This is a genomic window from Pseudomonas sp. KCJK8993 (assembly GCF_046230915.1).
GTDB lineage: Bacteria > Pseudomonadota > Gammaproteobacteria > Pseudomonadales > Pseudomonadaceae > Aquipseudomonas > Aquipseudomonas piscis.
Genome location: NZ_JBJJLO010000045.1, coordinates 1 through 26,799, shown reverse-complemented (window position 1 = coordinate 26,799; position 26,799 = coordinate 1). Strand labels below are relative to the sequence as shown.

Sequence of the window (26,799 nt, the reverse complement as noted above, 5' to 3'; positions counted from 1 at the left end):
AAACACGCTGTACCAAGTGATTAACGCCGATATAATGCGGCCCTTTGCCGTCGTTTCGTCTGTTGACGTTGCGCACAGGCCTTTGGCCGCAGTCTCCGTGGAAGAACCTAATGAAAAGCGCAGAAATCCGTGAAGCCTTCCTCCGCTTCTTCGAAGAGCAGGGCCACACCCGTGTAGCCTCCAGCTCCTTGATCCCAGGCAACGACCCAACCCTGCTGTTCACCAACGCGGGGATGAACCAGTTCAAGGACTGCTTCCTGGGCCAGGAAAAGCGCGCGTACACCCGCGCTGTCAGCAGCCAGAAGTGCGTCCGCGCCGGTGGCAAGCACAACGACCTGGAAAACGTCGGTTACACCGCCCGTCACCACACCTTCTTCGAGATGCTGGGCAACTTCAGCTTCGGCGACTATTTCAAGCGTGACGCCATCACCTTCGCCTGGACCTTCCTGACTTCCGAGAAGTGGCTGAACCTGCCGAAGGAAAAGCTCTGGGTCACCGTCTACGCCACCGACGACGAGGCCTACGACATCTGGACCAAGGAAGTCGGGGTGCCGGCCGAGCGCATGGTGCGCATCGGTGACAACAAGGGCGCACCCTACGCCTCCGACAACTTCTGGACCATGGGCGACACCGGTCCTTGCGGCCCTTGCACCGAGATCTTCTACGATCACGGCGCCGATATCTGGGGCGGCCCACCCGGCTCGCCGGAAGAAGACGGCGACCGCTACATCGAGATCTGGAACAACGTCTTCATGCAGTTCAACCGCACCGCCGACGGCGTGCTGCACCCGCTGCCAGCGCCGTCGGTGGATACCGGCATGGGCCTGGAGCGTGTCAGTGCCGTATTGCAGCACGTGCATTCGAACTACGAGATCGACCTGTTCCAGAACCTGCTGGCCGCCGCGGCCAAGGCGATCGGTTGCAGCAACGACGGCCAGGCCTCGCTGAAAGTGGTGGCCGACCACATCCGCTCCTGCGGTTTCCTGATTGCCGATGGCGTACTGCCGTCCAACGAAGGTCGCGGCTATGTGCTGCGCCGGATCATTCGCCGCGCTTGCCGCCACGGCAACAAGCTGGGCGCCAAGGGCAGCTTCTTCTACCAGATCGTCGCCGCGCTGGTGGCCGAGATGGGCGAAGCCTTCCCTGAGCTCAAGAGCCAGCAGGCGCATATCGAGCGCGTGCTCAAGGTTGAAGAAGAACAGTTCGCCAAGACCCTGGAGCAGGGCCTGCGCATCCTCGAGCAGGACCTGGCCGAACTCAAGGGCAGCGTGGTTCCGGGCGATGTGGTGTTCAAGCTCTATGACACCTACGGCTTCCCCATGGACCTGACCGGTGACATCGCCCGCGAGCGCAACCTGACCCTGGACGAGGAAGGTTTCGAGCGCGAGATGGAAGCCCAGCGCGTGCGCGCTCGTTCCGCCAGCTCTTTCGGCATGGACTACAACAGCCTGGTCAAGGTCGATGTGGCTACCGAGTTCACCGGTTATCAGGCCACCAGCGGTGCGGCCAAAGTGGTCGCTCTCTATAAGGATGGGCAATCGGTCGACGTGCTGGGCGAAGGCGAGGAGGGCGTGGTGATCCTCGACCAGACGCCGTTCTATGCCGAATCCGGCGGCCAGGTTGGCGACTGCGGGTTCCTGACGGCTGGCAATGCGCGTTTCGATGTACGCGACACCACCAAGACCGGTGGTGCCTTCCTGCATCACGGCGTGTTGGCCCAGGGTAGCCTGAGCGTTGGCGCCTCGGTTGAAGCGCAGGTCGACGCCGACGTGCGTCATGCCACTTCGCTGAACCACTCGGCTACCCACTTGCTGCACGCGGCCTTGCGTCAGGTGTTGGGCGAGCATGTGCAGCAGAAAGGCTCGCTGGTGGACAGCCAGCGCCTGCGCTTCGACTTCAGTCACTTCGAAGCGATCAAGCCAGAGCAGATCAAGGCGCTGGAAGACATCGTCAACGCCGAGATCCGCAAGAACACCGCGGTGGAAACCGAAGAAACCGATATCGACACCGCCAAGAAGAAGGGCGCCATGGCGCTGTTCGGCGAGAAGTATGGCGATAGCGTGCGTGTGCTGAGCATGGGCGGCGACTTCTCGGTCGAGTTGTGCGGTGGTATCCACGCCAACCGCACCGGCGACATCGGCCTGTTGAAGATCACCAGCGAAGGTGGCGTGGCCTCCGGCGTGCGGCGTATCGAGGCAGTCACCGGCGCTGCGGCCCTGGCCTACCTCAATGCCGGGGAAGAGCAGCTCAAGGAAGCGGCGGTCCTGGTCAAGGGCAGCCGTGACAACCTGATCGACAAGCTGTCGGCGGTGCTGGAGCGCAACCGTCTGCTGGAGAAACAACTCGAGCAGCTGCAAGCCAAGGCCGCCGCTGCGGCCGGTGATGACCTGTCGGCCCAGGCCCAGGACGTCAAGGGCGTGAAGGTGCTGGCTGCACGTCTCGATGGCCAGGACGGCAAGGCGCTGCTGGCGCTGGTGGATCAGTTGAAAAACAAACTCGGTCGCGCAGTGATCCTGCTCGGCAGTGTCCATGAGGAAAAGGTCGTGCTGGTTGCTGGCGTAACCAAGGACCTGACTGGCCAACTCAAAGCCGGTGATTTGATGAAGCAGGCCGCTGCGGCAGTGGGCGGTAAGGGCGGTGGTCGTCCAGACATGGCACAAGGTGGCGGCGTCGACGCTGCTGCGCTGGATGCCGCGCTGGCCCTGACCGTGCCCTTTGTCGAGCAAGGCATTTAAGGCGCCGACCGGACCCGCCGTCTAGTGGCGGGTCCTTGCGCTGCGCAGTTTGATTGTTTAACGGGCGCCCCTTGACGGGCTGAGGCGGCTTAGAAAATGGCTTTGATCGTACAGAAATTTGGCGGCACTTCGGTCGGCTCTATCGAGCGGATCGAGCAGGTTGCCGACAAGGTGAAGAAGTTCCGCGAAGCTGGCGACGACCTGGTGATCGTGTTGTCGGCTATGAGTGGCGAAACCAACCGCCTGATCGATCTGGCCAAGCAGATCAGTGGCGAAGCCCCACCGGTTCCCCGTGAGCTGGATGTGATCGTGTCCACCGGTGAGCAGGTGACTATCGCCTTGCTGGCCATGGCGCTGATCAAGCGTGGTATCCCGGCGGTGTCCTATACCGGCAACCAGGTACGCATCCTGACCGACAGCGCGCACACCAAGGCGCGGATCCTGCAGATCGATGACCAGAAGATCCGCACCGACCTCAAGGCCGGTCGTGTGGTCGTGGTGGCCGGTTTCCAGGGGGTCGACGAGCACGGCAATATCACTACCCTGGGGCGTGGCGGTTCCGACACTACCGGTGTGGCCCTGGCGGCGGCCTTGAAGGCCGACGAGTGCCAGATCTATACCGATGTGGATGGCGTCTACACCACCGATCCGCGCGTGGTGGCCAGGGCTCAGCGCCTGGACAAGATCACCTTCGAAGAAATGCTGGAAATGGCCAGCCTGGGTTCCAAGGTGTTGCAGATCCGTGCGGTCGAGTTCGCCGGCAAGTACAACGTTCCGCTGCGCGTGTTGCACAGCTTCCAGGAGGGTCCGGGCACCCTCATTACTATTGATGAAGAGGAATCCATGGAACAGCCGATCATTTCCGGCATCGCTTTTAACCGCGATGAAGCCAAGCTGACTATCCGTGGCGTGCCAGACAATCCTGGCGTGGCCTTCAAGATTCTTGGCCCTATCAGCGCAGCGAACATCGAAGTCGACATGATCGTGCAGAACGTTTCGCACGATAACACCACCGATTTCACCTTCACTGTGCACCGCAACGACTACCTGGCTGCCCAGAACGTGCTGGAAAATACCGCGCGTGAAATCGGTGCCCGGGAAGTGGTTGGCGATACCGATATCGCCAAGGTCTCCATCGTCGGTGTCGGCATGCGTTCCCATGCGGGCGTAGCCAGCCGGATGTTCGAGGCGCTGGCCAAGGAGAGCATCAATATCCAGATGATCTCCACTTCCGAGATCAAGGTTTCGGTCGTGATCGAAGAGAAATACCTGGAGCTGGCGGTACGTGCCCTGCACACCGCCTTCGAGCTCGACGCGCCAGCCCGACAGGGCGAGTGACGCGTGTTTGAAAGGGGCGCGGTCTGACCGCGCCCTTTGTGTTTTTGATCGGCGTGGAAGAAAGCTGTTCTTTCGTCCACGCTAGTCAATACTTAGGCGTGTAGGACTACTGCCGACCCGGTTGTAGGCCAACACCCTTTTTTTTGCAGACTGTAGTCCCTGAAATGTAATGCGTGAGGAGAAAGGTATGTTGATTCTGACTCGTCGGTGCGCAGAAAGCTTGATCATCGGTGATGGCGAAATCACCGTGACGGTGCTCGGCGTCAAAGGTAATCAAGTGCGTATTGGTGTCAACGCCCCCAAAGAAGTGGCGGTCCACCGTGAGGAAATCTACCTGCGGATCAAGAAAGAGAAGGACGAAGAACCAAGCCATTAATTTTTCTCGTTTTTTTTGTTTGCAAACGGGGAGAAAGGTGGTTAATATACGCCCCGTGTTGCGGAGAGCTGGCCGAGTGGCCGAAGGCGCTCCCCTGCTAAGGGAGTACACCTCAAAAGGGTGTCGGGGGTTCGAATCCCCCGTTCTCCGCCATTATTTGCTTAGTACGTTGTAATCTGGCTTTTTCTGTAACTTATTGAATTTACTAGAAAAAGTGCTTAACAAGATGATTCGACGGGCTATAATGCGGCGCAACAAATGCACTCGTAGCTCAGCTGGATAGAGTACTCGGCTACGAACCGAGCGGTCACAGGTTCGAATCCTGTCGAGTGCACCATTTAAGAGTTGCTTATAGCAATATGAGCAACTCGGCTCTAACCAGTTGTGATCTGGTCTAAAAACACAAATGCACTCGTAGCTCAGCTGGATAGAGTACTCGGCTACGAACCGAGCGGTCACAGGTTCGAATCCTGTCGAGTGCACCATTTAAGAGTTAGTTGTAGAAATATGAATAACTCGGCTCTAACCAGTTGTGGTCTGGTCTAAAAACACAAATGCACTCGTAGCTCAGCTGGATAGAGTACTCGGCTACGAACCGAGCGGTCACAGGTTCGAATCCTGTCGAGTGCACCATATATCAGAAGGCCCGTATCGCAAGATACGGGCTTTTTGTTTTTGCAGCTTTATCTTTTCTCTTGCCTGTGCGTTCGGAACGGCTTGTCTTCTCGGTAGTCGAATTTCCTGCGCGGCGGCATGTCGGCGGACTTTTTTCTCCATCCGTGTGTTTTCTTTTTCTGCCAAGGCGTCGCAGTCCCATAGATTCGGGCGCTGCTCAGGTTTATGTCGCAAGCGCTTGTTCTTGCCGCGATTTTTTAACGTTTAAAACCGCCAGGCGGTGTATGATTGCGCCCGTCAGCCCCGCCGGGGCTTGTGGAATATCTCCATGGACTTACCCAGTAGTTACTCAGTATCTCGTTTTCACAATCATGAACTGACTGATTGATCCTTCCGGCGTGCTCCTCTGCTGGGAGTGGAGTTCGCCTATGACCGAAGTAGAAGTAAAGAAAACGCAGGAAAGCCTGCAGGATCGCTTGGCTCAAGTCGTTGAGCTGCTGCAGCGCCAGCGGGTGGTCGAAGACCTGACGCACCGTCAGGAAGGCCATCACCATGACCGGGTAGAAAACCTGGTCCATCGGCAGAATCTCGTCGAGTTGCAGCGCAAGCTCGATGACCTGCACTCTGCCGACGTCGCTTACATTCTCGAAGCCTTGCCCCTGGAAGAGCGCCTAACCGTCTGGCAGTTGGTCAAGGCCGAGCGTGATGGCGACATCCTCCTCGAAGTATCCGACTCCGTACGTGAAACCCTGATCGCCGATATGGACGATCATGAACTCCTGGCTGCGGCCAAGGAGATGGACGCTGACGAACTTGCTGACCTGGCTCCCGAGCTGCCGCGAGACGTTGTCCATGAGCTGATGGAGGCCCTCGATGGCCAGCAGCGTGAGCGTGTCCGCTCCGCGCTGTCCTATGACGAGGAGCAAGTTGGTGCGCTGATGGACTTCGAGATGGTGACCATCCGTGAGGATGTCAGCCTTGAAGTGGTCCTGCGTTACCTGCGTCGCCTGAAGGAGTTGCCTGGCCATACCGACAAGCTGTTCGTGGTCGACTACGACGGCGTGCTCAAGGGGGTCCTGCCGATCAAGCGGCTGCTGGTCAATGATCCGGAAAAGCAGGTTGCGGAGGTCATGGCCAGCGATCCGGTGAGCTTTCACCCCGATGAAGACGCCTACGATGCAGCCCAGGCCTTCGAACGTTATGACTTGATTTCGGCCCCGGTGGTCGACAAGAACGACAAGCTGATCGGCCGTTTGACCATCGACGAAATGGTCGACCTGATTCGTGAGGAGAGCGAAAGCGAAGTCCTCAACATGGCCGGTCTGCGTGAAGAGGAAGATATCTTCGCCTCGGTCTGGAAATCCTTGCGCAACCGTTGGGCCTGGCTGGCTATCAACCTGATCACGGCATTCCTGGCCTCGCGGGTGATCGGTTTGTTCGAAGGCTCCATCGAGAAGCTGGTGGCACTGGCAGCATTGATGCCCATCGTGGCAGGTATCGGTGGCAACTCGGGGAACCAGACCATCACCATGATCGTCCGGGCGATGGCCCTGGACCAGGTCAGTACTGGTAACACCTCGCGCCTGATGCGCAAGGAGCTGGCGGTAGCCTTGATCAACGGCCTGATCTGGGGCGGGGTGATCGGTGCCGTGGCCTACATGCTGTACGGTAGTTGGTCGCTGGGAGTGGTCATGACAGCGGCAATGACCCTGAACTTATTGCTTGCGGCCCTGATGGGGGTGCTGATCCCGATGACCCTGGCGCGTCTGGGGCGAGATCCAGCCATGGGAGCCAGCGTGATGATCACTGCGATGACCGACAGCGGTGGTTTTTTCATCTTTCTCGGCCTGGCGACGATCTTCCTGCTCTGAATCCTTGGCTATCAATTTCCCGACGAAGCGCCCCGATGGCGCTTCGTTGCTTTCAGTCAGGCAAAAAAAAGCCAGCGGCTAGGCTGGCTCTAGCTTTCAGGGCAAAATCAGCTGGCGTCTGCGGCCATTTCTGCGTCATGTGCAATCAGCGAAACCAGGGCGTTTTGCTGGCGATGTGAAAGTTGGCGGAAACGTTGAAGCAGCTCGCGTTCATGCAAGGACAGTTCTGGGCTGTCCAGGCGCATGCTCAGCTCTTCACCCAAGGCACCTTCCTGAATAAGACTCTGCTCCAGGCGTGCGATGATTTCGGAGTTCATGCTGCGATGATGGTTGCGAGCCACCTCGGCAATGCGTTCACGCATCCCGTCGGGCAGACGTACGACGAACTTGTCAGCCGTACGGCTGGAATAAATTGCCTGTTTCAATGGGCGCATATATTTAACCGGTTAGTTCAGGGGAGCGGTTCTCGGAATTGGCCGCGGGCTGTTTTTTAGGACAAGCCTGATTGCCAAATGTTCAACCTGAATTGTTAAGAGGCCCGCATCATGCCTCAAAATTGCCAGATCATTGGCGTCAATTCTGTGACAAATATTGGACTGGATAAAGGCGTTATGCCAGCACCAATTATCAGAAATGCGGACTGGTTTGAAAAGATCGCTGATCCGCATTGTTGGCCGCAATCTCTCGCCCGGCGGGAGTGGCAGTGCACTAGCGAAGGTGCATGCGCTGCGTATGGGTCTGGTGATCCCTACCTATTGAAGGATAGTGGCAAATGGCCGATTTTCTAGTTGCCCCGAGCGGACCTCGCACTCATGTCGGGTAGACTCATTTACCTCATGGGCCCCTCGGGGGCCGGCAAGGACAGCCTGATCGATGCCGCCAGGCAACCACTGGCAGAGGTGGGCTGCGAAGTGGCGAGGCGGGTCATCACCCGTTCTACCGAGTCGGTGGGCGAGAGCGCCGAGGAAGTCAGCGCCGAGGAGTTCGAGCGCCGTGTGGCCTCGGGAGCATTCGCCTTGTCCTGGCGAGCGAATGGCCTGGGTTATGGCATTTCGCTGCAAATCGACCAGTGGTTGAATCAGGGGCGACATGTGTTGGTCAACGGCTCCCGAGGTTATCTGCCGCAGGCTCGGGTGCGCTATGGCGACCTGCTGCCCATTGTGCTTACCGTGGATACCCAGGTGTTGCGCCAGCGGTTGCTGCTGCGGGGACGGGAAGGTGCGGTGGAGATCGAGAACCGCTTGAGGCGCAACGAGTTGTTCGTCAATGAGGTATGGCTCGACGAGGGGCAGGTGGTGCGCCTGGACAACTCACAAGAATTGTCGTCCACCGTCCAGCATCTATTGGAGATATTGCGTCAGCATGGGATCAGCGCAGGACTGGGTCGAACTTGATCTTGCGCCCGGCAATCAGGGCCAACAGCAACAGGCTGGAGAACACGCCGCAGGCTGCCAGGCATATCCAGCTGAAGGCGCCTTCGGGTAAAGCCATGGCCGCCATGGCGCTGAGCATTACCAGGACAAGCAGGCTTTTGGCTGCGGTGGACATGAATATCTCCTGATCAGAATACCCAGCGCTCGCTCAGTAGCTCCGCCGGTGGTTGCGGGGCCTCTCCGGTAGCGGTCTGGGTCATGGTCCCGGGCAGGGCCTGGGTATTGAGGACGGCCAGTTGTGCGCTCAGGCCCTGGCTGTGATGGTTGACGCTAGGCCCACCGGTGACGCTGTCCTGCGGTAGAAAGTGAAAAGCCACCAGCACGGCAATGGCTGTCGCATTCAAGAGAAACAGGACGCTGTTCATGGGCATCATCTCCGCAGTGTTTATCCATGGATAAAGCAGGCTGCGTGCCAACAGTGTATATGTCATTAAATCCTTTAAAAACAACTGGTTGGCTTTTGTTTTTCGGATGTGTGAGTTGCATTTTGCAATGATGGCTTTTTGCATTGATGCAATTTGCACGATCCCCGCTATCCAGGCCTGTGGCTCCCTGTAAAAACCCCTACCGATGACATGACAAATACGGCGCCGGCCGTTAACATGCACGCCGTCCTTTGTGCCGTATCAGGCACTTACCTCCGGGTCTCAGTAGCTCAATTGGATAGAGCATCCCCCTCCTAAGGGGAAGGTTGGCAGTTCGAACCTGCCCTGGGACACCATATCTCCCTTCTTTATCGTTTCTCCGCCGGTTTCGGTCGATGTATCACGAGCCAGGCATCTTTTTATGTGCCATGCCGTGCATCAACACCATGGCGATCAGTTGCATGAGTCCCCAGAAGCGTTCGTCCGGCAGGTTCGGGCTGGCTTGAGTCAAGGTCGTGATTAGAAGTGTTGCGTGATACATGTACGTGTCCTCCATTTCTTGCGGGCATGAAAAAGCCCCAGGACACTCAGCGTGCCTGGGGCCGTTCGGCGCTTGATTTATCTATAGTGCAACTTAAACCTGCGGGTTCTATGTCTCACATGTGAGACTGCCAACAGTGAGGGTTCTCCCGGCCTTCACTCGGTTACCGGGCTGAATGCCGGCAAACCCTGCCACGCTACTTTGGCCCAGGCGCCGCCCTCTGGTGCGAGCAATTGCTTGAGGCTGTCCTCGTTGAAGGTGCTTCCCAGGGCGTCCGCCCTGAAAGCGGCCACCCATTGCCGGCGCCCCAGCATGAAGGCCTGGCCGAAGTCTTCCCAGCTGTCGAAGCAATCCTGGGCCCGCTGGGCATTGAGCAACATGATGCGCCAGCCGCTATCGGCCTCCAGCCAGCCCATCAGCGTTGCGCACCGGACGAAGAATGCGCTGCGCACGCAGGCGAAGGCGACGGCGGCTCGTGGATCGTCGCTGGCGTTCAGGCCATGCAGGTCGATACGAAACCACTGGCGTTCCAGGGTGGAGTTCAGGTGGTTGCGAACTTCATCGTCGCTGGCATTGCTGCGAAAGCCGATCTGGTGGAGCAGCGGAGCCCTGAGGGTGTCCCTGGCCTGATCGGCGAAGTAGGTGGTCTCGGGATCGAAGAACCCGGTCATGCCTGTGGCATCCACCATGGGTTGCGCCAGCGTCAGGGCCCAGCGCTTGCGTGGGGTGAAGACCACCAGGGAGGTGGGGCTGGAGCGGCGGCGTAGGTAACCCCAGACCACCCAGGCGCCGAATAGGAAGCCAATGACGGTCAGCATGCTTTGCCTCGCTGCCTGTTGGCTTGCCAGCTGCAGATGGACTCGGCCTGGGCCGGGGACATGTCTTTCCATGGCACGCCTTCGGTGCGATACAACGGGTCCTCCAGGCGGGGCTGCGGCCAAGGGCTTTTCTTGTAGACATGCCGGATGGCGTAGCGGACGGCCGGGGCATCGGGTTCGTTTTCCAGCAACAGGTCGCACTGGCGAGCCGCCACCAGCCACTGGACCATGGGCGATGGCGAGTCCAGTCGCGAGAACAGCTGTGGGTAACGCGATACCAGGCGTGTCTGGGCCTCGGGCTCACTGACTTCTGCGATGTGCAGCCAGCCGGTTTCGGTACGCACGACACCGATGGCGATGCAGTCGTCCGGCGTCTGTTGGTCGGTACCTAGGGTATTGAGGAACAGCAGCAGGTCATGGAAGTAGCGCTCGACGGGTGGGCGGTTCTGCTTGCCCTTGACCTGTTCCACGGTCAGCGCGCCGCTGCCCTGGACAATCAGGCTGACCGTGATGTGGGGCTGGCCCTGGGCATCGCGCAGGCTGAAGACCCGCATGGCCTGTTGTTCCACGGCCTCGGCGTAGCGCTCGCCATAGCCGCCGGTCAAGGCCCGGCGGTTGGCGAATTGCCCCAGGCAATGGCGCATCACATAGCTTTCAAACGCCATCTCGGCTCGCAGCAGCGGGCTGTCGCTGCGCATTTCCACCCAGGTGTGCTCGGCGCAGGTCACTGTGACCTGCAAGGCATCGGCCGAACTCTGGCGCCAGCCCTGGTCGACCCGGGCCGCCATTTGCGCATGTTCCTTCTCCCACAGCGCCAGGGCCTGGGGGCAGTTGATGCGGTCGAGCTTGCCCTCCAGGGCCGTGCCCTTGCGTGACACCAGGAACTCCACCAGCCGGGCCTCTTGGGCCAACAACTGGGGTTGCGCCGGGTCGATCCACACCAGGGGGGCCGCACTGGCGCAGGCGTCAGCCTCCTGGGCCTTGGCGGCACTGAAGTATCCGGCTACCCAGGCCGGTAGCCCGGTGCTACCCAATACCTGGGCGGCGTCATCCAGGTCGTGGATGCGTCGTGCCGGTTCGAAGTTGCCAGCCAGGTGCCGGTAGAAGTGGTTGAGCAGCCAGCTTTGCACGGCAGCTTCGTCTTCCCGGGCCTGGCTGCGTTGCTTGATGCCACGCTTGATTTCATCGGCATTGAGCAGGTTGCGTGCGGCATAGCTGGAGCTGCGTTTGTCGGCGGCTACTTCCATAGCTGCCACCAGCTCTTCTTGGCGGCAGGGGCGGCAGGCGCCTGCAGTTCGGCCATGATCGACTCGATCCGGGTGCGGCATTGCACGTCGTAGTCTTTGCTCGGATCGCAAAGGGCCAGGGTCCGGGTGCAGTACTCGAGGGCTTCTTCGGTGCGTCCACGGGCCTTGAAGTAGTCCACCGAACAGGACATCACCGACACTTCGTTCATTTCCAGCACGCAGGGCTCATAGCGCTGCCACAGGCTGTCGGCGTTGTCCGGATGGGTAGGGGCCAGGTAACGCGCCAGCTTGATCCGGTCGAACAGCGCCGAGGAGTCCAACTGCTGGTCGCTGATCTCCTGGGCGGCCTGCCAGTTGAGCAGGCGTTCCAGCCAGATGAGGATTTCACTGTCGCGGTCCAGCGAGTACAGGGCATAGGCCACCGGGACGATGTAGTCCTCCGGATTGTGACGGCCGTAGCCGTAGTCCATCGAGAAATGCCACAGCTGCTCCGCGGCTTCGGCGATGCCCGGGTAGTCGTCCATGGCGATACGGGCGCTGAGCACGCCGTTGAAGTGCTCGGCGAAGGCACTGGCGGCAATGCCCCGCTGGTGCAGGTCGATGGCATCGGCGTAGCGCTGTTGCTCGTTGTAGCAGCGGTAGTTGATCGCCAGGTTGTTGCAGAGCATCGAGTACAGGTGGGCGCAGGCGTCGAACGGGTGGCCACTGCCGGTGGCGAAGTAGCGCTCCATATGAGCCTGCCCTTGCTCGTAGGCGTCTTTCTGGGCATGGCGCAGCAGCGAGTAGGCTTCGTCGCGAGCCTCGCTTGGCAGTTTGTCGGCCTCTGGTTCCGCCAATTCCTCCAGGGTCAGGGCGTAGTTGTAGGCGTGAATGCCGCTGGCCAGTTGTGGCCGGTACTGCTTCAGCGCCTCGATGATGCCCAGCTTGCGCACTTGGGCGACGAACAGCGCATAGGCACTACGGTTGTCGTGCAGGCGACCGGCCTCGATGGCTTGTTGCAGCAGCTCGACCTCGGTGGCTGCGTCGATCAGATTGCGGTCGGCGTCGTGCACCGCGGCCAGGCGCTTGATCCAGGGTTGCTCGGGATTGCGCCGCAGGGCTTCGTCCCGGGCTTCGGCGAACAACCGGTCGAGCTGCTCGAGGTCGTCGACCGCGGCATACAGGGCGGCCAGCAGCGGCGTGCTCGCCGGTTCCTCGGGGGGGATTGGCGGCAATGCCTCGAGGAATATTTGCAACAGCTCGCTGGTGACACAGGCGCGCATGATGCAGATCGGCCACCAGGCGTTGCGGTCTTCCGGGTCCTTGAGGCGCTCGAGAACCAGGCGCGCCACTGGCGGCCACATTTCCGATTGGCGGTCGTAGATATCCAGGAACGCCCGGTGGCCAGCCTCCTCCGTGCGTCCGGCTTCCTGCAGCCAGGGCAGTTCATACTCGATGAAGTTGTTGCCACCGCCACTGTCCAGGCTCATCGCCGCGACATGACAGATCTTCAGGGCGCCGTTCAGGTCGCCCTGGGCATGCAGGGAGCGGGCCGCCAGGCGTGCGATGTGCACGTCCCACTCGCGACGCTGGGGTTGCGACAGGCCGGCCGTGAGCTGGGCGATCGGCTGCTCGAACAGGGCCAGGCGCAGCGGGATGATTTCGATCAGCGAGTTGCCCAGCCACAGCCAGTCACCTTCGTCGATGTCCTGTTCGGGGCTGGCGTTGCGGATGACGTTGATCGCGTCCAGTGCGGCGGCGCGGGCTTGCTCGTCACGCTCGTGGCGCGCCAGTGCCAGGGCGCGGCGCCGATGCCGGTCGGCGTCGTCCCAGGCCCGCAGGGTGGCGCGTTCGGGGTTGATCACGGCCAGGGCGTAGCGCACTTCGATGGTCTTGAGCGCGACGTCGATACTGCCCATTTCCAACTGGTCGAAGATCCGGTAGCGCCGGTAGTACTCGACATCGAAGTCCAGGGTCTGGGTGGCCATCTGGTTGAGTTTTTCCAGCACCTGCAGCAGAACCGGCTCGTCATCCAGGTAGTTGGCGACTTGCAGGCGCAAGATATCCAGGTTGATCTGCAGCTCGTCCCGTGCCGCTTCACTTGAGGCTTGCAGCAGGGCGTCGCCGTCGCGATCGATGACGGCCCGGGCGGCAACCGAGTCGCCGGCCTGCATCCACAGGGTGTGCAGGCGAGCGATGGAGCCCAGGGAGTCGGCGAATAGAGGCTGTGCTTGCAACTGGGCCAGCAGGGTATCGGTGTCCTGCTCTTGTTGTTGCGCTTCGAGGCGGTCCATGAACTGTTCCAGTTCAATACCGGTAATCACACTGCTGTCCTGCGCCATCGTTAACTCCATTGGATAATGCTGTATGCATCCATCGATGCATCGGCTGGCAGAGCGACGTGTCTATGTCGCTGACGCCCTCCTCGGGTGCCTACCGACTTTTCGGCGCCTGGCCTGCAAAATCCGGTTGCTTGCCGCTGCGGAGCGGTGTGTCGCAGGCCGAGTGGTGCGCAGGCGAGAGCGATCGATGCTTCGAGGCGCGCACGCTAGCAGGTGAAGTTGCAGAATCCAAGATTTCCCGGGCCTTCCAAGACCATTTTCCGAAGGTTTTTACCGGTGTGGGGCAAATCGCGACAAGGACAGGCCAAGCCGCAATAAATGCTGTCGAGCGTCTATAAGGGAATGCTCGAACCGGCCGATAACCTGCAATGGACAATTGTGTTCCCAAGCGGCGACCTGCATCACAGGCTAGCCGCAAAGTGCTTGATAGCCTTCAGCCAGCCGCTATTATCTGCGCGCCGAGGGGCTGTGAAGCCGGGTGGGCCCTGGCGTCTTTGGATTGATCTTCTTATTTGCCTGGAATCTTCGATGCTGGCGTACCACCAAAAGAGCTTTTTGATCGTCGATGATTTCTCGGACTACCGCAGTTCGGTGCGTTCGATGTTGCGTGAGCTGGGCGTCAAGGACGTGGACACTGCCGACTCTGGCGAGCAGGCCCTGCGCATGTGCGCGCAGAAGCGCTATGACTTCATCTTGCAGGACTACCACCTGGGTGACGGCAAGAAAAACGGCCAGCAAGTGCTCGAGGACCTGATGATGGAAAAGCTCATCAGCCATGAAAGCGTGTTCCTCATGGTGACCGCCGAAAGCAGCCAGGCCATGGTGCTCAGCGCCCTGGAGCACGAGCCCGATGCCTACCTGACCAAACCGTTCAATCGCTCCGGCCTGGCCCAGCGCCTGGAGCGCCTGCAGCAACGCAAGACCTTGCTCAAGCCGATCCTCCAGGCGTTGGACCGGGGCAAACCGGTGGAAGTGCTCAACGCCTGTGTCACCCTGTGCAAGCAGGATCCGCGTTATGCGCCGCTGTGCCTGCGCTACCGGGCCGATGCCCTGCGCGACATGAACCAGAACGAACCCCTGGAGCGCTTGTACAACAGCATCCTGGCCGATCGGCCACTGCCCTGGGCCTATGTCGGGTTGGGGCGCCTGCTGTTCAAGCGCGGCCAGGTCACCGAGGCCAAGGCGGTCTATGAGAAGGCCTTGAAGGCTTTCCCGATGATGCCGGGCCTGTATGACGGCCTGGCCGATGTGCTGGTGGCCGAAGGCGATACCAAGCGTGCCCAGAGCGTGCTGGAGGAAGCGGTGCGCTTGTCGCCGCTGGCTCCCCGGCGCCAGGCGCTGCTGGGCAAGCTGGCCATGGCCAACGAAGACTTCGACAGCGCCTCCAGGGCTTATCGCCAGGCGGTGAACCAGGGTGCGCAATCGCGCTTCAAGGACCCGGAAAGCAACCTGGGCCTGGCCCATGCGTTGATCAGCAAGGGCAGCGAGCGCGGGCTCGACACCCGTACCCGGCTGGAGATCAACCAGACGCTGAGCGCCGTAGCCAAGGAAAATCCGGCCGATCCCGGCTTGCAGATCCGCGCGCGGCTGATGAAGGCCACCAGCCTGTTGCTCAACGATGCCGAGACGGCCGACAAGCTCACCGAGCAGGCCTTGCAGCGGCTCGAAGGCATGGAGCAGTTCATGAGCCCCGAGGCGGCGCTGCTGGTGGCCAAGCAATTGCAGATGCTGGGGCAGGCCAGTGCCGGTGCCTCGATGCTCAAGAACTGCGCGGAAATCTACGGCGATGACCCGAAAGTCATGCAAGGCATCGCCAAGCTCACCGATGACCCGACTATCCTCAGTTCTTCCAATGCGGCAGCGGACATCAACCGCCAGGGCGTGCGCAGCTACAAGGCCGGCAACCTGGCCGAGGCCCGGGAACTGTTCCGCAAGGCCCTGGCCATGCAGCCCAAGAACATCAGTATTGCCCTGAACATGGCGCAGTCGCTGCTGCATGGTGCCGATGCCAACCCGGATGCGGCGCTCCTGGAGGAATGCCAGGCGTGCCTGAAGACGGTCGGCATGATGCCCGATACCGACGCGCGTTATCCGCGCTACCAGAAGCTGCGAAGCAAGGCGTTTGGCGAATGATCGAAAAGCAACAGGCGCTCGACTTTTCCACGGTGATCGCCTCCACCGTACATGACATGAAGAACTCCCTGGCCATGCTGATGCAGGCCCATGCCCAGTGGCTGGCCCGCCTGCCGGAAGGGCAGTTGCCTGCCGAGCAGGGGGTGATCGACTACGAGTTCGCGCACCTCAACGGCATGCTGGTGCAGCTGTTGGGGCTGTACAAGCTGGGAGTCAACCAGTTGCCGTTGCAGCCGGCCTACCACGAATTGGACGACTTCATCGAAGCGCAACTGGTGAGCCACCAGGAAGTGTTCAAGAGCCGTGGGATCTCCGCCACCTATGAAGTCGATCCGCTGAGCCCTCTGGGTTTCTTCGATCGTGAGCTGATCGCCTCGGTGCTGGCCAACTGCATCAACAACGCCATCCGCCATGCCCGCCATGCCCTGCTGATCAGTGTCAGCGACGAGGAAGGCCAGGTGGTGCTGTCGATCAATGACGATGGCGACGGTTATCCCCAGGCGATGATCGAACGCCAGGCCGATTATATGCAGGGCATCAACCAGAGCAGCGGCAGCACTGGGCTGGGTTTGTATTTCGCCGGGCGTATCGCTGAGCTGCACCAGCGCAATGGCGTCTGTGGGCATACTCGGATCAGCAACGGTGGCCCATTGGGTGGTGGCCTGTTCAAGATCTACCTGCCCTAAGCGGCGGTCGGCGCGGGGTCGGTCGGCTGCCGTGCCGCCAGTTCCAGGCATTGCAGGAGCGTGGCCAGGGCATTCCCGGGTTCCTGGCCCTGGCGGGTGATGCAGTGGAAGCGTGAACGGTAGCCCAGGCGCTGGGGGAGCAGGGCGCGCAGTTGCCCCTTGGCGATCCAGCCAGCGGCATAGTGGCTGGGCAGGTAGCCCAGGTAGGTGGTGGAGAAGATCAGGGTGGCGATGGCTTCCATGCTATAGGCGCTGACCACCTGGTTGAAATGCAGGTCGTGGGGCCGCTGGTGCTCGGCCATGTAGCCCCGACCGACATAGTCGGCGGCACAGATCCGCTCCAGGCTCAATTCCTCTTCGCGCAGGGCGAACAGCGGGTGCCCGGCGGCGCAATACAGGTGCTGTTCTTCGTCGAACAGATGCCGGTAGTTCAAGCCTGACAACTCATGGTGGAATGCGCCGATGGCCAGGTGCAGGCGATCGTCCAGCACGGCCTGCTCCAGTTCGTCGGGGCGCATCAGGTGCAGGTTCGGCCGTACCTGGGGCAGACGCTGGCGCAGATGCTTCAGGGCCAGGGGCAGGGGCGCGCCGGGCAGGCTGACCAGGCTGTCGACGCTGCCGATCTGCAAATGTTCGCGGGCGTTGGGACCCAGCCGGTTGGCATGCTGGCGAAAGCGCTCGATGTCGGCGAACAGTCCTTGCGCGGCCTCGAACAGTTCCAGGCCCTGGTCGGTCAGCTGGAAGCCGCTGCTGCCGCGCCGACACAGGGAATAACCCAGGCGTTCCTCAAGGTCACGAACCACTACGCTCAGTCGCGACAGGCTGGTGTTGAGACGGGCCTGGGCCGCCGTGAAGCCCCCGGCGTCGACGATGGCGCAGAACACCCGCAACATCCGCAGATCGATATCGCCAAGATTTCCCAGCATGAGGGGCCTCCGCAGGCCTGCTTCAGGTCACCGGCCGAGCCTACTGCATCGATCTGGCGAGTGCAGGCCCAGGCGCGCAGGAGGGTCGTGGATGCGCAGGAGTTGGCGGGAACGGGCATGTCCGGGAATTTGTTCTGCCGTGCTTGAAATCCCGAACGGGTGGTGCGTATTTTGTACGGGTCGCCGTTCGCGGCTCGTATAACAACAAGGATTGAGTCATGACAACCGATGGCCACAGTTCACTCGCCGAGCGATTGACGGGCATTGATGAAATCGAATGTGTTACTGCGGATTTGAATGGCGTACCGCGGGGCAAGGTAATGACCGCCGAGGGATTCCTCGAAGGGCGGCGCCTGCAGATGGCTCGCGGGGTGCTGCTGCAATGCATCATGGGCGGATACCCTCCAGCGCGTTTCTATGGCAGCGATGACGGCGACCTGGCCCTCACCGCCGACCCGCGGCAGATTCATCGGTTGCCCTGGAGCGAGACTCCGCGAGCGCTGGCCATCTGTGACGCCGACGAACTCAGCGGCGAGTCCTCGCGCCTGTCGACTCGCGGCCAGCTCAAGCAGGTAATTGCCCGTTATGCGGCCCTGGGGCTGGCGCCGGTGGTGGCCACCGAGCTGGAGTTCTTCGTGTTCGCGCCCAACGATGATCCCGGCCAGCCCTTCCGCCCTCCGGTCGGCAAGGACGGTCGCCGGGAAGACGGCTACTCGGCCTTCAGCATCAGTTCCAACAACGGCCTGCGACCTTTCTTCAAGGAAGTCTACGAGTGCATGGCGGCCCTGGGCCTGCCTCGCGATACCTTCATGCACGAGATGGGCGTCAGCCAATTCGAGATCAACCTGTTGCATGGCGACCCGCTGCTGCTGGCGGACCAGACCTTCCTGTTCAAGCACCTGCTCAAGGAAGTGGCGCTCAAGCATGGCCTGATCGTGGTCTGCATGGCCAAGCCGCTGGCCCATACCCCGGGCAGTTCCATGCACATCCATCAGAGCCTGGTGGAGATTGGTAGCGGGCGTAACGTTTTCAGTGACGAGTCCGGGCAACCCACGGCACTGTTCCACCACTTCATCGGTGGTCTGCAGGCCGGGATGGCGGATTTCACAGCACTGTTCGCGCCCAATGTGAACTCCTACCAGCGCCTGTGCCATCCCTACGCTTCGCCGAACAATGCCTGCTGGTCCCACGACAATCGCGCTGCGGGGCTGCGAATTCCCGCCAGTTCGCCGGCGGCGCGGCGGGTCGAGAACCGTTTGCCGGGGGCGGATGCCAACCCCTACCTGGCCATTGCCGCCAGCCTGGCAGCAGGTTTGCATGGTATCGAGAACGAGCTGGCGCCAACGGCTGCCATCCAGGGTGAGTTCGAAGTGCCGGATAACCTGTCCCTGCCTTGTACCTTGCATGCGGCGCTGGAGCGCCTCAAGCGCAGCCAGTTGGCCAGGGAACTGTTCGGCAGCGAGTTCATCGAAGGCTACATCGCTTCGAAGACCATGGAGTTGACCAGCTTCTTCGATGAAATCACTCCCTGGGAACGGCGTGTACTAGCGGCCCAGGCTTAACCAACCGTCGCTGGCCGGGCCCTCGTCCCGAGGGTCCGGAATCTCATTCAAGGAGCCGCCCGGAACGCCGATGCGCCAGATCTGGAAATCTTTTCGCGCGCTGTATTTCGCCTCGCTGATGATGTTGATCGGCTCGGGCCTGCTCAGTACCTACCTGGCCTTGCGCCTGGCGGCCGACCAGGTCGACGGCCTGTGGGTCGGGGCGCTCATGGCGGCCAACTACTTCGGCCTGGTCCTGGGGGGCAAGCTGGGGCACCGGCTGATCGCCAGGGTCGGGCATATTCGTGCCTATGCCACCTGTGCCGGCATCGTCGGCGCGGCGGTGCTCGGCCATGGGCTGGTGAACTGGCTGCCGGCCTGGCTGGTGCTGCGGATGATCGTCGGCCTGGGGATGATGTGCCAGTACATGGTCATCGAAAGCTGGCTCAACGAGCAGGCCGATGCCAAGCAGCGTGGCGTGGTCTTCAGCGGCTACATGATCGCCTCTTACCTGGGGCTGGTCCTTGGGCAGTTGATCCTGGTCCTGCATCCGGCCCTGGGGCCGGAACTGTTGATGCTGGTGGCGCTGTGCTTCGCGCTGTGCCTGGTACCGGTGGCGATGACCCGGCGTATCCACCCGGCGCCCCTGCGGCCGGCACCGATGGAGCCGCGCTTCTTCATCAAGCGGGTGCCACAGTCCCTGAGCACGGTGCTGGGGTCGGGGCTGATCGTCGGTTCGTTTTATGGCCTGGCACCGCTCTATGCCTCGCAACAGGGCCTGAGCACCGAGCAGGTGGGCCTGTTCATGGGGAGCTGCATCTTTGCCGGCCTGGTCGTGCAATGGCCCCTGGGCTGGCTGTCCGATCGCTTCGACCGGGCCCTGCTGATTCGCTGCTTCGCCCTGTTCCTGGCGGTGATGGCCTTGCCGCTGGCGATCTTGCCCACGGTGCCTCTGGAGGTGCTGTTCATCCTGGGGTTCTTCTGTTCGCTGATGCAGTTCTGCCTCTATCCGCTGGCCGTGGCGTTTTCCAACGACCACGTCGAGGGCGATCGGCGGGTGTCGCTGACGGCGATGTTGCTGGTTACCTACGGCGTGGGGGCGAGCATCGGGCCGTTGGCGGCCGGCGTGCTGATGAAGCTGTTCGGCAGCCAGATGCTCTACGCCTTCTTCTGCTTCTTTGCCGTGGTGCTGGTCTGGCGGATCCGACCGAAGGCCGTGACCAACCTGCACCAGGTCGACGATGCACCGCTGCATCACGTGGCGATGCCGGACAGCATGTCCAGTTCGCCTTTGGTGGCGGCCCTCGACCCGCGGGTGGACGAGCAGGTGGTGCAGGATCAGATGCAGGTCGCTCCTGCGACGGATACCATGCCGCCGGTGTCGCCTGAATCCGGGGTAGGCGAGGATGCCTCGGCTGGGGGAAGGCATGGCAAGGAACCCCTGGTCGACGCCAGGCCTTAGTGCTCGAGATGAAAAAACGGGCAGTTGCCGCAAGGCACTGCCCGTTTTTCATGGATCTTCGGCGATCACATATCGTCTTTGTCGAAGCGTCGTGCTTCACGCTGTAGTTGATAGACGAAACGCTCCACCTGGCGTTGCACCAGGCCGCTCATGTTGTGGAAGCGTACGCCGGCAAAAGTGGTATCGATCTTTTCTTCGTAGTGCAGGTAACGCAGTTCCACCGGCGCGGTCATGCTGCCGAAGGGCAGGGCGGCGATGAAACGCTCATAGACCTGGCCCAGCTGCAGGCGGGCGGAGACCTCACCGTCGAAGCGCAGTTTGCAACCGGTGGCGGAGATGTCCAGCAGCTTGCCGGTCAGGGGCGACTTGAGCTTTTCCCCGCCCAGCTCGATATCCACCAGTTGTGCCAGCTTCAGGGCGGCGCGAAAGGCATTACGGCGTTGGTGGTAGACCACTTCGTCCGGCAGGGTGGTGCGGTAGCAGCGGCCGCCAGCGGATTCGTCGAGGGTCGGCAAGCCATTGCTTTCCCAGGCGATGCGTACGCCTTCATGGAAGCCTTCGACGCGGAATGGTTCGCCGGCGAGCATGAAGCGTTCGCCGTCGCGGGGAATCATTTCGTCGAGCGCGAGCAGGTTGCTGTCACGGTCCACTTCCACGACATAGCTCTGGAAGCGCTGGCTGCGCTCATGGAAAGTGATGATCAGCGGATCGTGGCTTTCTTGCAGCAAACGCAGGTTGGAGGAAATCTCCAACGCAGTGGTGAGCACCTTGGGTGGCTGCGGAGCATCTTCCGCGTTTGATGCTGTGAACACGGTTCATCAATCTCCAGACAAAATACAACTACACGCAGGAGCTAGCATTTTGCCAGCATGTTTCGCGGCTTGGTAGCACGCGCTCATTTTTGCGGCCTAAGCCTGACTGAGTGGGCGTTGCTTCGCAAGCATAGAGGTAGAGCCGCGGGCGTCGTAGAGGGCTGGAGGTTCGCCACCATTGAGAATTTTCAGCTGGTTGGCGGTGGTGGCCTGCTGGATCTGGATCGAGCGGCCGTTGAGCTCGTTGGTGGCCTGGCACTCGGCCAGGAGTTGGATCAGCAAGTCGCCCTGCTCGAGCAATTGCGCGCCCACGCTGGAATGGCTGGCCAGTTGCGCAAGGCCTTCGCGACTGGCTGGCAGGCCAAGGCTGTCCAGGAGTTGGGTGCGAGTACGGCCATGCTGTTCCAGTAAGACGATCAGGGCCTGTTTCTGCGCCAGGATGTCCTCCAGCAGCGGCATGTCGCGGCCGTGCAGGGCTATGGATTCAGCCCGCAGCAGCTCCAGCAATTGTTGAGCTGGAGCAAGGTCATCGGTGATCAGTTGCAGCAGGTGGGTATCGTGCATGGCTGGCCTTGGGGATTAAGCGTCCAAAAGCCTGGCGCGAGCCTGTGGCTAGCGCTGGGCTTCGAAATTAAGCAGTTTGCTGGCTACGCGGTTGCTATCGACCTGGTAGCTGCCATCGGCGATGGCTTGTTTCAATGCTGCCACTCGGGTTTTGTCGGCAACAGGCTGGTCGCGCAGCTTGTCAGTGATTCGTTGCAACTGTTGAGCCTCATTGCTGAGGTGTACCGATTCCCCGCTTTTGCTGGACTCGGTCGCGCTGATCTGCGGCACGGGCTTGCCGGCATCACCGGTTTCCTTGCTGGCGCTGGTGCGCGTACTGCCTGTCAGCGGGGAGGAACTGTTCAAACGGCTGAAATCGATGACCATGATGAGTAAAACCTCTGGGTATTTGGACGCTTGCCATGTTCTCGGCCATGCCCTGGAAAACTTTAGGCTCAATTGTCGACAAGCCAAGGCAGGTATCTGCGACCCATTGTCGGTCACAGTTTAGGGAACGGGCAGGATGAGCGCCAGTGACCTACATGGCTACCTCCACCTGACCCGGCGCGGTGACGCGGGCCTTGATCACTCGTTGCGAATTCAGGTTCTTGACCCTGATCTGCTCGCTCATGCCGCCATTGGACAAGGCTTCGCCGGGCATTCGTACGTTCAAGGAGCCGCTGCGAGCGGTGATCACCACCTGGTCGCCTTTGCGCACTACCTCGGCTTGCTCCAGGTGAACCAGGGTGACGATCTGGTCGGCGACCATTGGTCGGACAAGTTTCTGACCAATGGCCTGGTCCACCGAAGTCAGGTAGCCCTGGACGTTCTGGCTGATATCCCTTTCGCGTAGCACCACATCTCCCGGTTCTATGATGGATGCTCGCCTGAGAGGGCGGGCGCTGGTCACCACTTCGCGGAACAGCTTGACCTGCGCCGGCACGAAAACCGACCACGGTGAACTGCCTTCGCAACGGACCTTGACCGTCACACGCCCCAGGGGCTGGGCTGGACTTTCCAGGCTGGCTGTCAATTCCTTGTCGCAGGCAGGCATGTGCATCCGTGGATCCAGCTGCTTGACCTCGATTTCATAGCGTCCTTCGGTTTGACTGGTTGCCAGGTAGTCTTCTACCGTGAATTCAAGAAACCCTTGAGTGACGCCGATAAGTAGATCAGGCAGGGTGACCGAATCAGCAACGGCAGGGCCGCCAGGGTTTAAAATGCACAGCATCGCAAGGGCGCAGAGCACTCTGCGGCCAAGTGATGTGAGGCGTCGAAAAAATGTCGTTTTGGCGTTCATAACAGTTGAAAAGCAAGCGCCGTGCCGTTTAGCAATGAGCGTGCGTCGGATCTTAAAGCTTTGGGGAGTCTGGGCATGGCTGGTGTAATGGATTCGGTAAACCAGCGCACGCAATTGGTTGGGCAGAATCGCCTGGAGTTGCTGCTGTTCCGTCTGGACGGCGAGCAACTCTACGGGATCAACGTATTCAAGGTTCGTGAGGTGCTGCAATGCCCGAAGCTGACCTTGATGCCCAAATCCAGTCCTGTGGTGTGCGGTGTCGCGAATATTCGAGGGGCGACCATTCCAATTCTGGATTTGGCAATGGCCACTGGGTCTGGCGGGTTGCAGGATCAGAGCAGTCCGTTCGTCATCATCACTGAGTACAACACCAAGACTCAGGGATTCCTGGTGCGCTCGGTGGAACGCATCGTCAACATGAACTGGGAAGAGATCCATCCGCCGCCCAAGGGTACCGGGCGTGATCACTACCTCACGGCAGTGACCCGGGTGGATAACCAGCTGGTCGAAATCATCGACGTGGAAAAGATACTGGCGGAAGTCGCGCCAACCTCTGAGTCGATCTCGGCAGGCGTGGTGGATATCGAGACCCAGCACAAGGCCATTTCCCTGCGGGTGCTGACCGTCGACGATTCGTCGGTGGCGCGCAAGCAGGTCACTCGCTGCCTGCAGACAGTGGGCGTGGAAGTGGTGGCTTTGAACGACGGTCGGCAGGCGCTGGACTACCTGCGCAAGCTGGTCGATGAAGGCAAGAAGCCGGAAGAGGAATTCCTCATGATGATTTCCGACATCGAGATGCCTGAAATGGACGGCTACACCCTCACGGCCGAGATACGTAACGATCCACGCATGCAAAAGCTGCATATCATCCTGCATACTTCGTTGTCAGGTGTGTTCAATCAGGCGATGGTGAAGAAGGTCGGTGCCGATGACTTCCTCGCCAAGTTCCGCCCTGATGACCTGGCTTCCCGGGTAGTCGACCGGATCAAAGCAGCAGACCACAGCTGAGGGCAGCGGCCCTTGGTGGACCTAGATTTAAGAGGCGGCAGCATTGTCTACGGGTAATTTGGATTTTGAACAGTTCCGGGTCTTCCTGGAAAAAGCCTGTGGTATTTTGCTCGGGGAAAACAAGCAATATCTGGTCTCGAGCCGTCTCAACAAACTGATGGAGCAGCAAGGTATAAAAACCTTGGGCGAGCTGGTTCAGCGTATCCAGACCCAGCCACGTGGCGGTTTGCGCGAGATGGTAGTGGATGCCATGACGACCAACGAGACCTTGTGGTTCCGCGACACCTATCCATTCGAGGTGTTGAAGAACAAGGTGCTTCCCGAGGCGATCAGGGCCAATCCCAACCAGCGCTTGCGGATCTGGTCCGCGGCTTGTTCTTCGGGGCAGGAGCCTTACTCGTTGTCGATGTCCATCGACGAGTTCGAGCGCAGCAACATGGGCCAGTTGAAGATGGGTGCGCAGATCGTCGCCACTGATCTGTCCGGGACCATGCTCAATAATTGCAAGACCGGCGAATACGATAGCCTGGCCATTGGTCGTGGGCTGTCGGCCGATCGCTTGCAGCGTTACTTCGACCCCAAGGGGCCGGGGCGCTGGGTGGTCAAGGCGCCGATCAAGAACCGCGTTGAGTTTCGCTCGTTCAACCTGCTGGACAGCTATGCCAGCCTGGGCAAGTTCGACATCGTGTTCTGTCGCAACGTCCTGATCTACTTCTCGGCGGAAGTGAAGAGGGACATCCTGATGCGTATCCACAGTACCCTGAAACCGGGCGGTTACCTGTTCCTGGGGGCGTCCGAGGCGCTAAACGGTTTGCCGGATCATTACCAGATGGTCCAGTGCAACCCGGGGATCATCTACCAGGCCAAATAACCTGGGCTGATCACTACGACAAAGGAGGCCTTCGGGCCTCCTTTTTCATGTCCGTCATTTCATGTCGCGACGGCAGGACGATTGCCGCTTTGCCGGCGCTTCGCGGAAAGCCATTGCCGCTTTTCTGGCATTTGTTACCTTGCCTTTACTGTGAAGACCTTGATTTACGGGGTTTTTATTGGTTGGCACGAGGATTGCTTTATTCGTGTCAACGAAAAATCAGGTCACCCAAAGGTTTCCCGACATGAGCATCAGCTTCGATAAAGCGCTCGGTATCCATGAACAGGCCCTCGGCTTTCGCGCCAAACGGGCCGAAGTACTGGCCAACAACATCACCAACGCCGATACCCCGAACTACAAGGCTCGGGACCTGGACTTTTCCGTCGTGCTCGCCGAGCAGAACGAAAAGGTCAACAGGGGGACGTTCGGCCTGAATCTGACCAATAACCGACACATCGAAGCGCAAGGTGTGAGCGCTGGCGACGAATCGTTGCAATATCGCACTCCGATGCAGCCTTCGATCGACCAGAACACCGTGGACGCCCAGCTCGAGCAATCGAACTATGCGCAGAACGCGGTGGAATTCCAGGCCAGCTTCACGCTGCTCAATAGCAAATTCAAAGGGCTGGTCGCGGCCCTGCGCGGAGAGTAATCCATGTCCCTTGCCAGTGTTTTCAATATTGCCGGTAGTGGCATGAGCGCCCAGACCACTCGTCTGAACACCGTTGCCAGTAACCTTGCAAACGCCGAGAGCGTGTCGTCGAGCATCGACCAGACTTACCGTGCTCGCCATCCGGTATTTGCCACCATGTTCCAGAACGCACAGGGCGGTGATCGTGGCTCGTTGTTCCAGAACCAGGATGCCGCCGGCCAGGGTGTACAGGTGCTGGGCGTGGTCGAAGACCAGAGCAACCTCGAAGCGCGCTACGAGCCCAATCATCCAGCCGCCGATGCCAAGGGTTATGTCTACTACCCCAACGTCAACGTGGTGGAGGAGATGGCCGACATGATTTCCGCCAGTCGTTCGTTCCAGACCAACGCTGAAATGATGAATACCGCCAAAACCATGATGCAGAAGGTCCTGACCCTCGGTCAGTGATAAGGGGCGAATCCGATGAGCGTTACTGATACCACTGCGGCCCCATCCCTCAAGGATGTGCTGGCTAATTCGTCGAAAAAGACCACGACCACCAGCGCTGATGGCCTTGCGGCGGCGACCAACAGCGCCACGGGCAAGCAGTCCCTGGGCAAGGATGCATTCCTCAAGCTGCTGGTGACCCAGCTGAATAACCAGAACCCGCTGGATCCCCAGGACAACAGTGCGTTCGTGGCCCAGTTGGCCCAGTTCTCGACCCTGGAAGGGATCACCACGCTCAATACGTCGGTGAACGCCATCACGGGTAACTACAAATCGTCCCAGGCCCTGCAGGCTTCGTCCCTGGTTGGACGCTCGGTGATCGTCCAGAGCGGCACCACCCAGGTCGATACCAGCAAGAGCATGACGGGATCGGTGACCGTTCCGACCAGCGTGAGCTCGGTCACCGTGGCCATCACCGACAAGGACGGCAACACCGTCAAGACCATCGACATGGGCAGCCAGAAGGCTGGCAACGCCAGCTTCGTCTGGGACGGCACCAAGGCCGACGGCACCAAGGCTGCGCCCGGCAACTACACCTTCAAGGCCAGTACCACCATCGATGGCAAGGGTACTTCCCTGATCACTTACCTGCCGGCCACGGTCAACAGTGTCACCATCAGCCAGACCGGCGGTGAGCTGATGCTGAACTTGGCAGGCATGAGCAGTCCGATCGGCCTGTCCAAAGTACAAACTATTGGTATCTAGAGCCGACTAACCGG

At 60.3% G+C, this 26,799-nt stretch carries 26 protein-coding genes and 5 tRNA genes; 19 read left to right on the top strand and 12 right to left on the bottom strand.

What is annotated here, in order from left to right; all coding sequences use genetic code 11:
* Positions 1-110 precede the first annotated feature (110 nt).
* The 8 genes from alaS (at position 111) to mgtE (ending at position 6,935) form a co-directional block, all read left to right on the top strand.
* The gene (gene alaS / locus ACK6AU_RS16190) at positions 111-2,735 is read left to right on the top strand and encodes an alanine--tRNA ligase (protein ID WP_409300026.1); all 2,625 of its coding nucleotides are present in this window, start codon (positions 111-113) and stop codon (positions 2,733-2,735) included.
* Between the two features lie 96 nt (positions 2,736-2,831).
* The gene (locus ACK6AU_RS16185) at positions 2,832-4,073 is read left to right on the top strand and encodes an aspartate kinase (RefSeq protein ID WP_053137032.1); all 1,242 of its coding nucleotides are present in this window, start codon (positions 2,832-2,834) and stop codon (positions 4,071-4,073) included.
* A 187-nt stretch (positions 4,074-4,260) separates the two neighbouring features.
* Entirely contained in the window at positions 4,261-4,449 is a 189-nt protein-coding gene (gene csrA, locus ACK6AU_RS16180; RefSeq protein WP_002554426.1) for a carbon storage regulator CsrA, read from the top strand.
* Between the two features lie 62 nt (positions 4,450-4,511).
* Positions 4,512-4,602 (top strand) — tRNA-Ser (locus ACK6AU_RS16175).
* Between the two features lie 107 nt (positions 4,603-4,709).
* A tRNA-Arg gene (locus ACK6AU_RS16170) sits at positions 4,710-4,786 on the top strand.
* 71 nt (positions 4,787-4,857) lie between these two features.
* Positions 4,858-4,934: transfer RNA gene (locus tag ACK6AU_RS16165), tRNA-Arg, on the top strand.
* Between the two features lie 71 nt (positions 4,935-5,005).
* Positions 5,006-5,082 (top strand) — tRNA-Arg (locus ACK6AU_RS16160).
* 410 nt (positions 5,083-5,492) lie between these two features.
* The gene (mgtE, locus tag ACK6AU_RS16155; protein WP_022640315.1) at positions 5,493-6,935 is read left to right on the top strand and encodes a magnesium transporter; all 1,443 of its coding nucleotides are present in this window, start codon (positions 5,493-5,495) and stop codon (positions 6,933-6,935) included.
* A gap of 107 nt (positions 6,936-7,042) precedes the next feature.
* On the opposite strand, the gene ACK6AU_RS16150 is transcribed toward mgtE, so the two are convergent.
* Positions 7,043-7,369 (bottom strand): Arc family DNA-binding protein, encoded by a 327-nt coding sequence (locus ACK6AU_RS16150; protein WP_003178899.1) that lies wholly within the window; start codon positions 7,367-7,369, stop codon positions 7,043-7,045.
* A 378-nt stretch (positions 7,370-7,747) separates the two neighbouring features.
* Between ACK6AU_RS16150 and phnN the strand changes: the two genes are divergently transcribed.
* The gene (gene phnN, locus ACK6AU_RS16145) at positions 7,748-8,329 is read left to right on the top strand and encodes a phosphonate metabolism protein/1,5-bisphosphokinase (PRPP-forming) PhnN (RefSeq protein WP_185699663.1); all 582 of its coding nucleotides are present in this window, start codon (positions 7,748-7,750) and stop codon (positions 8,327-8,329) included.
* On the opposite strand, the gene ACK6AU_RS16140 is transcribed toward phnN, so the two are convergent.
* Positions 8,304-8,483 (bottom strand): PA3371 family protein, encoded by a 180-nt coding sequence (locus ACK6AU_RS16140; RefSeq protein ID WP_185699664.1) that lies wholly within the window; start codon positions 8,481-8,483, stop codon positions 8,304-8,306. The two genes, phnN and ACK6AU_RS16140, sit on opposite strands and share 26 nt — an antisense overlap.
* A gap of 13 nt (positions 8,484-8,496) precedes the next feature.
* Positions 8,497-8,733, bottom strand: a complete 237-nt coding sequence (locus ACK6AU_RS16135) for a hypothetical protein (protein WP_185699665.1) — start codon at positions 8,731-8,733, stop codon at positions 8,497-8,499.
* Between the two features lie 279 nt (positions 8,734-9,012).
* Here ACK6AU_RS16135 and ACK6AU_RS16130 point away from each other — a divergent pair.
* Positions 9,013-9,089: transfer RNA gene (locus ACK6AU_RS16130), tRNA-Arg, on the top strand.
* Between the two features lie 44 nt (positions 9,090-9,133).
* On the opposite strand, the gene ACK6AU_RS16125 is transcribed toward ACK6AU_RS16130, so the two are convergent.
* The 4 genes from ACK6AU_RS16125 to ACK6AU_RS16110 all read right to left on the bottom strand — a co-directional run bounded on the left by ACK6AU_RS16125 (position 9,134) and on the right by ACK6AU_RS16110 (position 13,660).
* Positions 9,134-9,274, bottom strand: coding sequence for a hypothetical protein (locus ACK6AU_RS16125; protein ID WP_185699666.1), 141 nt, complete (start codon positions 9,272-9,274; stop codon positions 9,134-9,136).
* A gap of 155 nt (positions 9,275-9,429) precedes the next feature.
* Entirely contained in the window at positions 9,430-10,092 is a 663-nt protein-coding gene (locus ACK6AU_RS16120) for a DUF1266 domain-containing protein (protein WP_409300022.1), read from the bottom strand.
* The gene (locus ACK6AU_RS16115; RefSeq protein WP_409300020.1) at positions 10,086-11,339 is read right to left on the bottom strand and encodes a hypothetical protein; all 1,254 of its coding nucleotides are present in this window, start codon (positions 11,337-11,339) and stop codon (positions 10,086-10,088) included. Before ACK6AU_RS16115 ends, ACK6AU_RS16120 begins: the two co-directional genes overlap by 7 nt.
* Positions 11,330-13,660, bottom strand: a complete 2,331-nt coding sequence (locus tag ACK6AU_RS16110) for a hypothetical protein (protein WP_409300018.1) — start codon at positions 13,658-13,660, stop codon at positions 11,330-11,332. Before ACK6AU_RS16110 ends, ACK6AU_RS16115 begins: the two co-directional genes overlap by 10 nt.
* Positions 13,661-14,188: 528 nt before the next feature.
* On the opposite strand from ACK6AU_RS16110, the gene ACK6AU_RS16105 reads away from it, so the two are divergent.
* Complete coding sequence (locus ACK6AU_RS16105) at positions 14,189-15,793, top strand: tetratricopeptide repeat-containing response regulator (protein ID WP_185699670.1); 1,605 nt, start codon at positions 14,189-14,191, stop codon at positions 15,791-15,793.
* Positions 15,790-16,479, top strand: a complete 690-nt coding sequence (locus ACK6AU_RS16100; protein ID WP_185699671.1) for a sensor histidine kinase KdpD — start codon at positions 15,790-15,792, stop codon at positions 16,477-16,479. The genes ACK6AU_RS16105 and ACK6AU_RS16100 overlap by 4 nt, the downstream gene beginning before the upstream one ends.
* On the opposite strand, the gene ACK6AU_RS16095 is transcribed toward ACK6AU_RS16100, so the two are convergent.
* Complete coding sequence (locus tag ACK6AU_RS16095; RefSeq protein ID WP_409300016.1) at positions 16,476-17,405, bottom strand: LysR family transcriptional regulator; 930 nt, start codon at positions 17,403-17,405, stop codon at positions 16,476-16,478. The genes ACK6AU_RS16100 and ACK6AU_RS16095 overlap by 4 nt on opposite strands.
* Before the next feature lie 320 nt (positions 17,406-17,725).
* Between ACK6AU_RS16095 and ACK6AU_RS16090 the strand changes: the two genes are divergently transcribed.
* Both ACK6AU_RS16090 and ACK6AU_RS16085 read left to right on the top strand, forming a co-directional pair.
* Positions 17,726-18,967: a glutamine synthetase family protein gene (locus tag ACK6AU_RS16090; protein ID WP_185699673.1), complete on the top strand. Its 1,242-nt coding sequence runs from the start codon at positions 17,726-17,728 to the stop codon at positions 18,965-18,967.
* 70 nt (positions 18,968-19,037) lie between these two features.
* Positions 19,038-20,408, top strand: coding sequence for an MFS transporter (locus tag ACK6AU_RS16085; protein ID WP_409300013.1), 1,371 nt, complete (start codon positions 19,038-19,040; stop codon positions 20,406-20,408).
* A gap of 65 nt (positions 20,409-20,473) precedes the next feature.
* Here ACK6AU_RS16085 and ACK6AU_RS16080 read toward each other — a convergent pair whose 3' ends face one another.
* The 4 genes from ACK6AU_RS16080 to flgA form a co-directional block, all read right to left on the bottom strand.
* A complete protein-coding gene (locus tag ACK6AU_RS16080) occupies positions 20,474-21,220 on the bottom strand; it encodes a flagellar brake protein (protein ID WP_185699675.1) in 747 nt (248 codons plus the stop codon).
* Between the two features lie 96 nt (positions 21,221-21,316).
* Positions 21,317-21,784, bottom strand: coding sequence for a flagella synthesis protein FlgN (locus ACK6AU_RS16075; protein ID WP_409300011.1), 468 nt, complete (start codon positions 21,782-21,784; stop codon positions 21,317-21,319).
* Between the two features lie 48 nt (positions 21,785-21,832).
* Complete coding sequence (flgM, locus tag ACK6AU_RS16070; RefSeq protein WP_185699677.1) at positions 21,833-22,150, bottom strand: flagellar biosynthesis anti-sigma factor FlgM; 318 nt, start codon at positions 22,148-22,150, stop codon at positions 21,833-21,835.
* Positions 22,151-22,301: 151 nt separating this feature from the next.
* Positions 22,302-23,063 (bottom strand): flagellar basal body P-ring formation chaperone FlgA, encoded by a 762-nt coding sequence (gene flgA, locus ACK6AU_RS16065; RefSeq protein WP_185699678.1) that lies wholly within the window; start codon positions 23,061-23,063, stop codon positions 22,302-22,304.
* Between the two features lie 75 nt (positions 23,064-23,138).
* Between flgA and ACK6AU_RS16060 the strand changes: the two genes are divergently transcribed.
* The 5 genes from ACK6AU_RS16060 to flgD all read left to right on the top strand — a co-directional run bounded on the left by ACK6AU_RS16060 (position 23,139) and on the right by flgD (position 26,785).
* Positions 23,139-24,071 (top strand): chemotaxis protein CheV, encoded by a 933-nt coding sequence (locus ACK6AU_RS16060; protein ID WP_185699679.1) that lies wholly within the window; start codon positions 23,139-23,141, stop codon positions 24,069-24,071.
* A gap of 43 nt (positions 24,072-24,114) precedes the next feature.
* Positions 24,115-24,942, top strand: coding sequence for a protein-glutamate O-methyltransferase CheR (gene cheR / locus ACK6AU_RS16055; protein ID WP_409300008.1), 828 nt, complete (start codon positions 24,115-24,117; stop codon positions 24,940-24,942).
* Between the two features lie 244 nt (positions 24,943-25,186).
* Complete coding sequence (flgB, locus tag ACK6AU_RS16050; protein WP_409300006.1) at positions 25,187-25,594, top strand: flagellar basal body rod protein FlgB; 408 nt, start codon at positions 25,187-25,189, stop codon at positions 25,592-25,594.
* 3 nt (positions 25,595-25,597) lie between these two features.
* Complete coding sequence (gene flgC, locus ACK6AU_RS16045; protein WP_409300004.1) at positions 25,598-26,041, top strand: flagellar basal body rod protein FlgC; 444 nt, start codon at positions 25,598-25,600, stop codon at positions 26,039-26,041.
* Between the two features lie 15 nt (positions 26,042-26,056).
* Complete coding sequence (gene flgD, locus ACK6AU_RS16040) at positions 26,057-26,785, top strand: flagellar hook assembly protein FlgD (protein WP_185699682.1); 729 nt, start codon at positions 26,057-26,059, stop codon at positions 26,783-26,785.
* Positions 26,786-26,799 lie beyond the last annotated feature (14 nt).

Excerpts from the sequence above, each read along its gene's own strand:
- alaS (WP_409300026.1), top strand. The coding sequence starts at position 111 with ATGAAAAGCGCAGAAATCCGTGAAGCCTTCCTCCGCTTCTTCGAAGAG.
- ACK6AU_RS16185 (WP_053137032.1), top strand. The coding sequence starts at position 2,832 with ATGGCTTTGATCGTACAGAAATTTGGCGGCACTTCGGTCGGCTCTATC.
- csrA (WP_002554426.1), top strand. The coding sequence starts at position 4,261 with ATGTTGATTCTGACTCGTCGGTGCGCAGAAAGCTTGATCATCGGTGAT.
- mgtE (WP_022640315.1), top strand. The coding sequence starts at position 5,493 with ATGACCGAAGTAGAAGTAAAGAAAACGCAGGAAAGCCTGCAGGATCGC.
- ACK6AU_RS16150 (WP_003178899.1), bottom strand. The coding sequence starts at position 7,369 with ATGCGCCCATTGAAACAGGCAATTTATTCCAGCCGTACGGCTGACAAG.
- phnN (WP_185699663.1), top strand. The coding sequence starts at position 7,748 with ATGTCGGGTAGACTCATTTACCTCATGGGCCCCTCGGGGGCCGGCAAG.
- ACK6AU_RS16140 (WP_185699664.1), bottom strand. The coding sequence starts at position 8,483 with ATGTCCACCGCAGCCAAAAGCCTGCTTGTCCTGGTAATGCTCAGCGCC.
- ACK6AU_RS16135 (WP_185699665.1), bottom strand. The coding sequence starts at position 8,733 with ATGAACAGCGTCCTGTTTCTCTTGAATGCGACAGCCATTGCCGTGCTG.
- ACK6AU_RS16125 (WP_185699666.1), bottom strand. The coding sequence starts at position 9,274 with ATGTATCACGCAACACTTCTAATCACGACCTTGACTCAAGCCAGCCCG.
- ACK6AU_RS16120 (WP_409300022.1), bottom strand. The coding sequence starts at position 10,092 with ATGCTGACCGTCATTGGCTTCCTATTCGGCGCCTGGGTGGTCTGGGGT.
- ACK6AU_RS16115 (WP_409300020.1), bottom strand. The coding sequence starts at position 11,339 with ATGGAAGTAGCCGCCGACAAACGCAGCTCCAGCTATGCCGCACGCAAC.
- ACK6AU_RS16110 (WP_409300018.1), bottom strand. The coding sequence starts at position 13,660 with ATGGCGCAGGACAGCAGTGTGATTACCGGTATTGAACTGGAACAGTTC.
- ACK6AU_RS16105 (WP_185699670.1), top strand. The coding sequence starts at position 14,189 with ATGCTGGCGTACCACCAAAAGAGCTTTTTGATCGTCGATGATTTCTCG.
- ACK6AU_RS16100 (WP_185699671.1), top strand. The coding sequence starts at position 15,790 with ATGATCGAAAAGCAACAGGCGCTCGACTTTTCCACGGTGATCGCCTCC.
- ACK6AU_RS16095 (WP_409300016.1), bottom strand. The coding sequence starts at position 17,405 with ATGCTGGGAAATCTTGGCGATATCGATCTGCGGATGTTGCGGGTGTTC.
- ACK6AU_RS16090 (WP_185699673.1), top strand. The coding sequence starts at position 17,726 with ATGACCGCCGAGGGATTCCTCGAAGGGCGGCGCCTGCAGATGGCTCGC.
- ACK6AU_RS16085 (WP_409300013.1), top strand. The coding sequence starts at position 19,038 with ATGCGCCAGATCTGGAAATCTTTTCGCGCGCTGTATTTCGCCTCGCTG.
- ACK6AU_RS16075 (WP_409300011.1), bottom strand. The coding sequence starts at position 21,784 with ATGCACGATACCCACCTGCTGCAACTGATCACCGATGACCTTGCTCCA.
- flgM (WP_185699677.1), bottom strand. The coding sequence starts at position 22,150 with ATGGTCATCGATTTCAGCCGTTTGAACAGTTCCTCCCCGCTGACAGGC.
- flgA (WP_185699678.1), bottom strand. The coding sequence starts at position 23,063 with ATGAACGCCAAAACGACATTTTTTCGACGCCTCACATCACTTGGCCGC.
- ACK6AU_RS16060 (WP_185699679.1), top strand. The coding sequence starts at position 23,139 with ATGGCTGGTGTAATGGATTCGGTAAACCAGCGCACGCAATTGGTTGGG.
- flgB (WP_409300006.1), top strand. The coding sequence starts at position 25,187 with ATGAGCATCAGCTTCGATAAAGCGCTCGGTATCCATGAACAGGCCCTC.
- flgC (WP_409300004.1), top strand. The coding sequence starts at position 25,598 with ATGTCCCTTGCCAGTGTTTTCAATATTGCCGGTAGTGGCATGAGCGCC.
- flgD (WP_185699682.1), top strand. The coding sequence starts at position 26,057 with ATGAGCGTTACTGATACCACTGCGGCCCCATCCCTCAAGGATGTGCTG.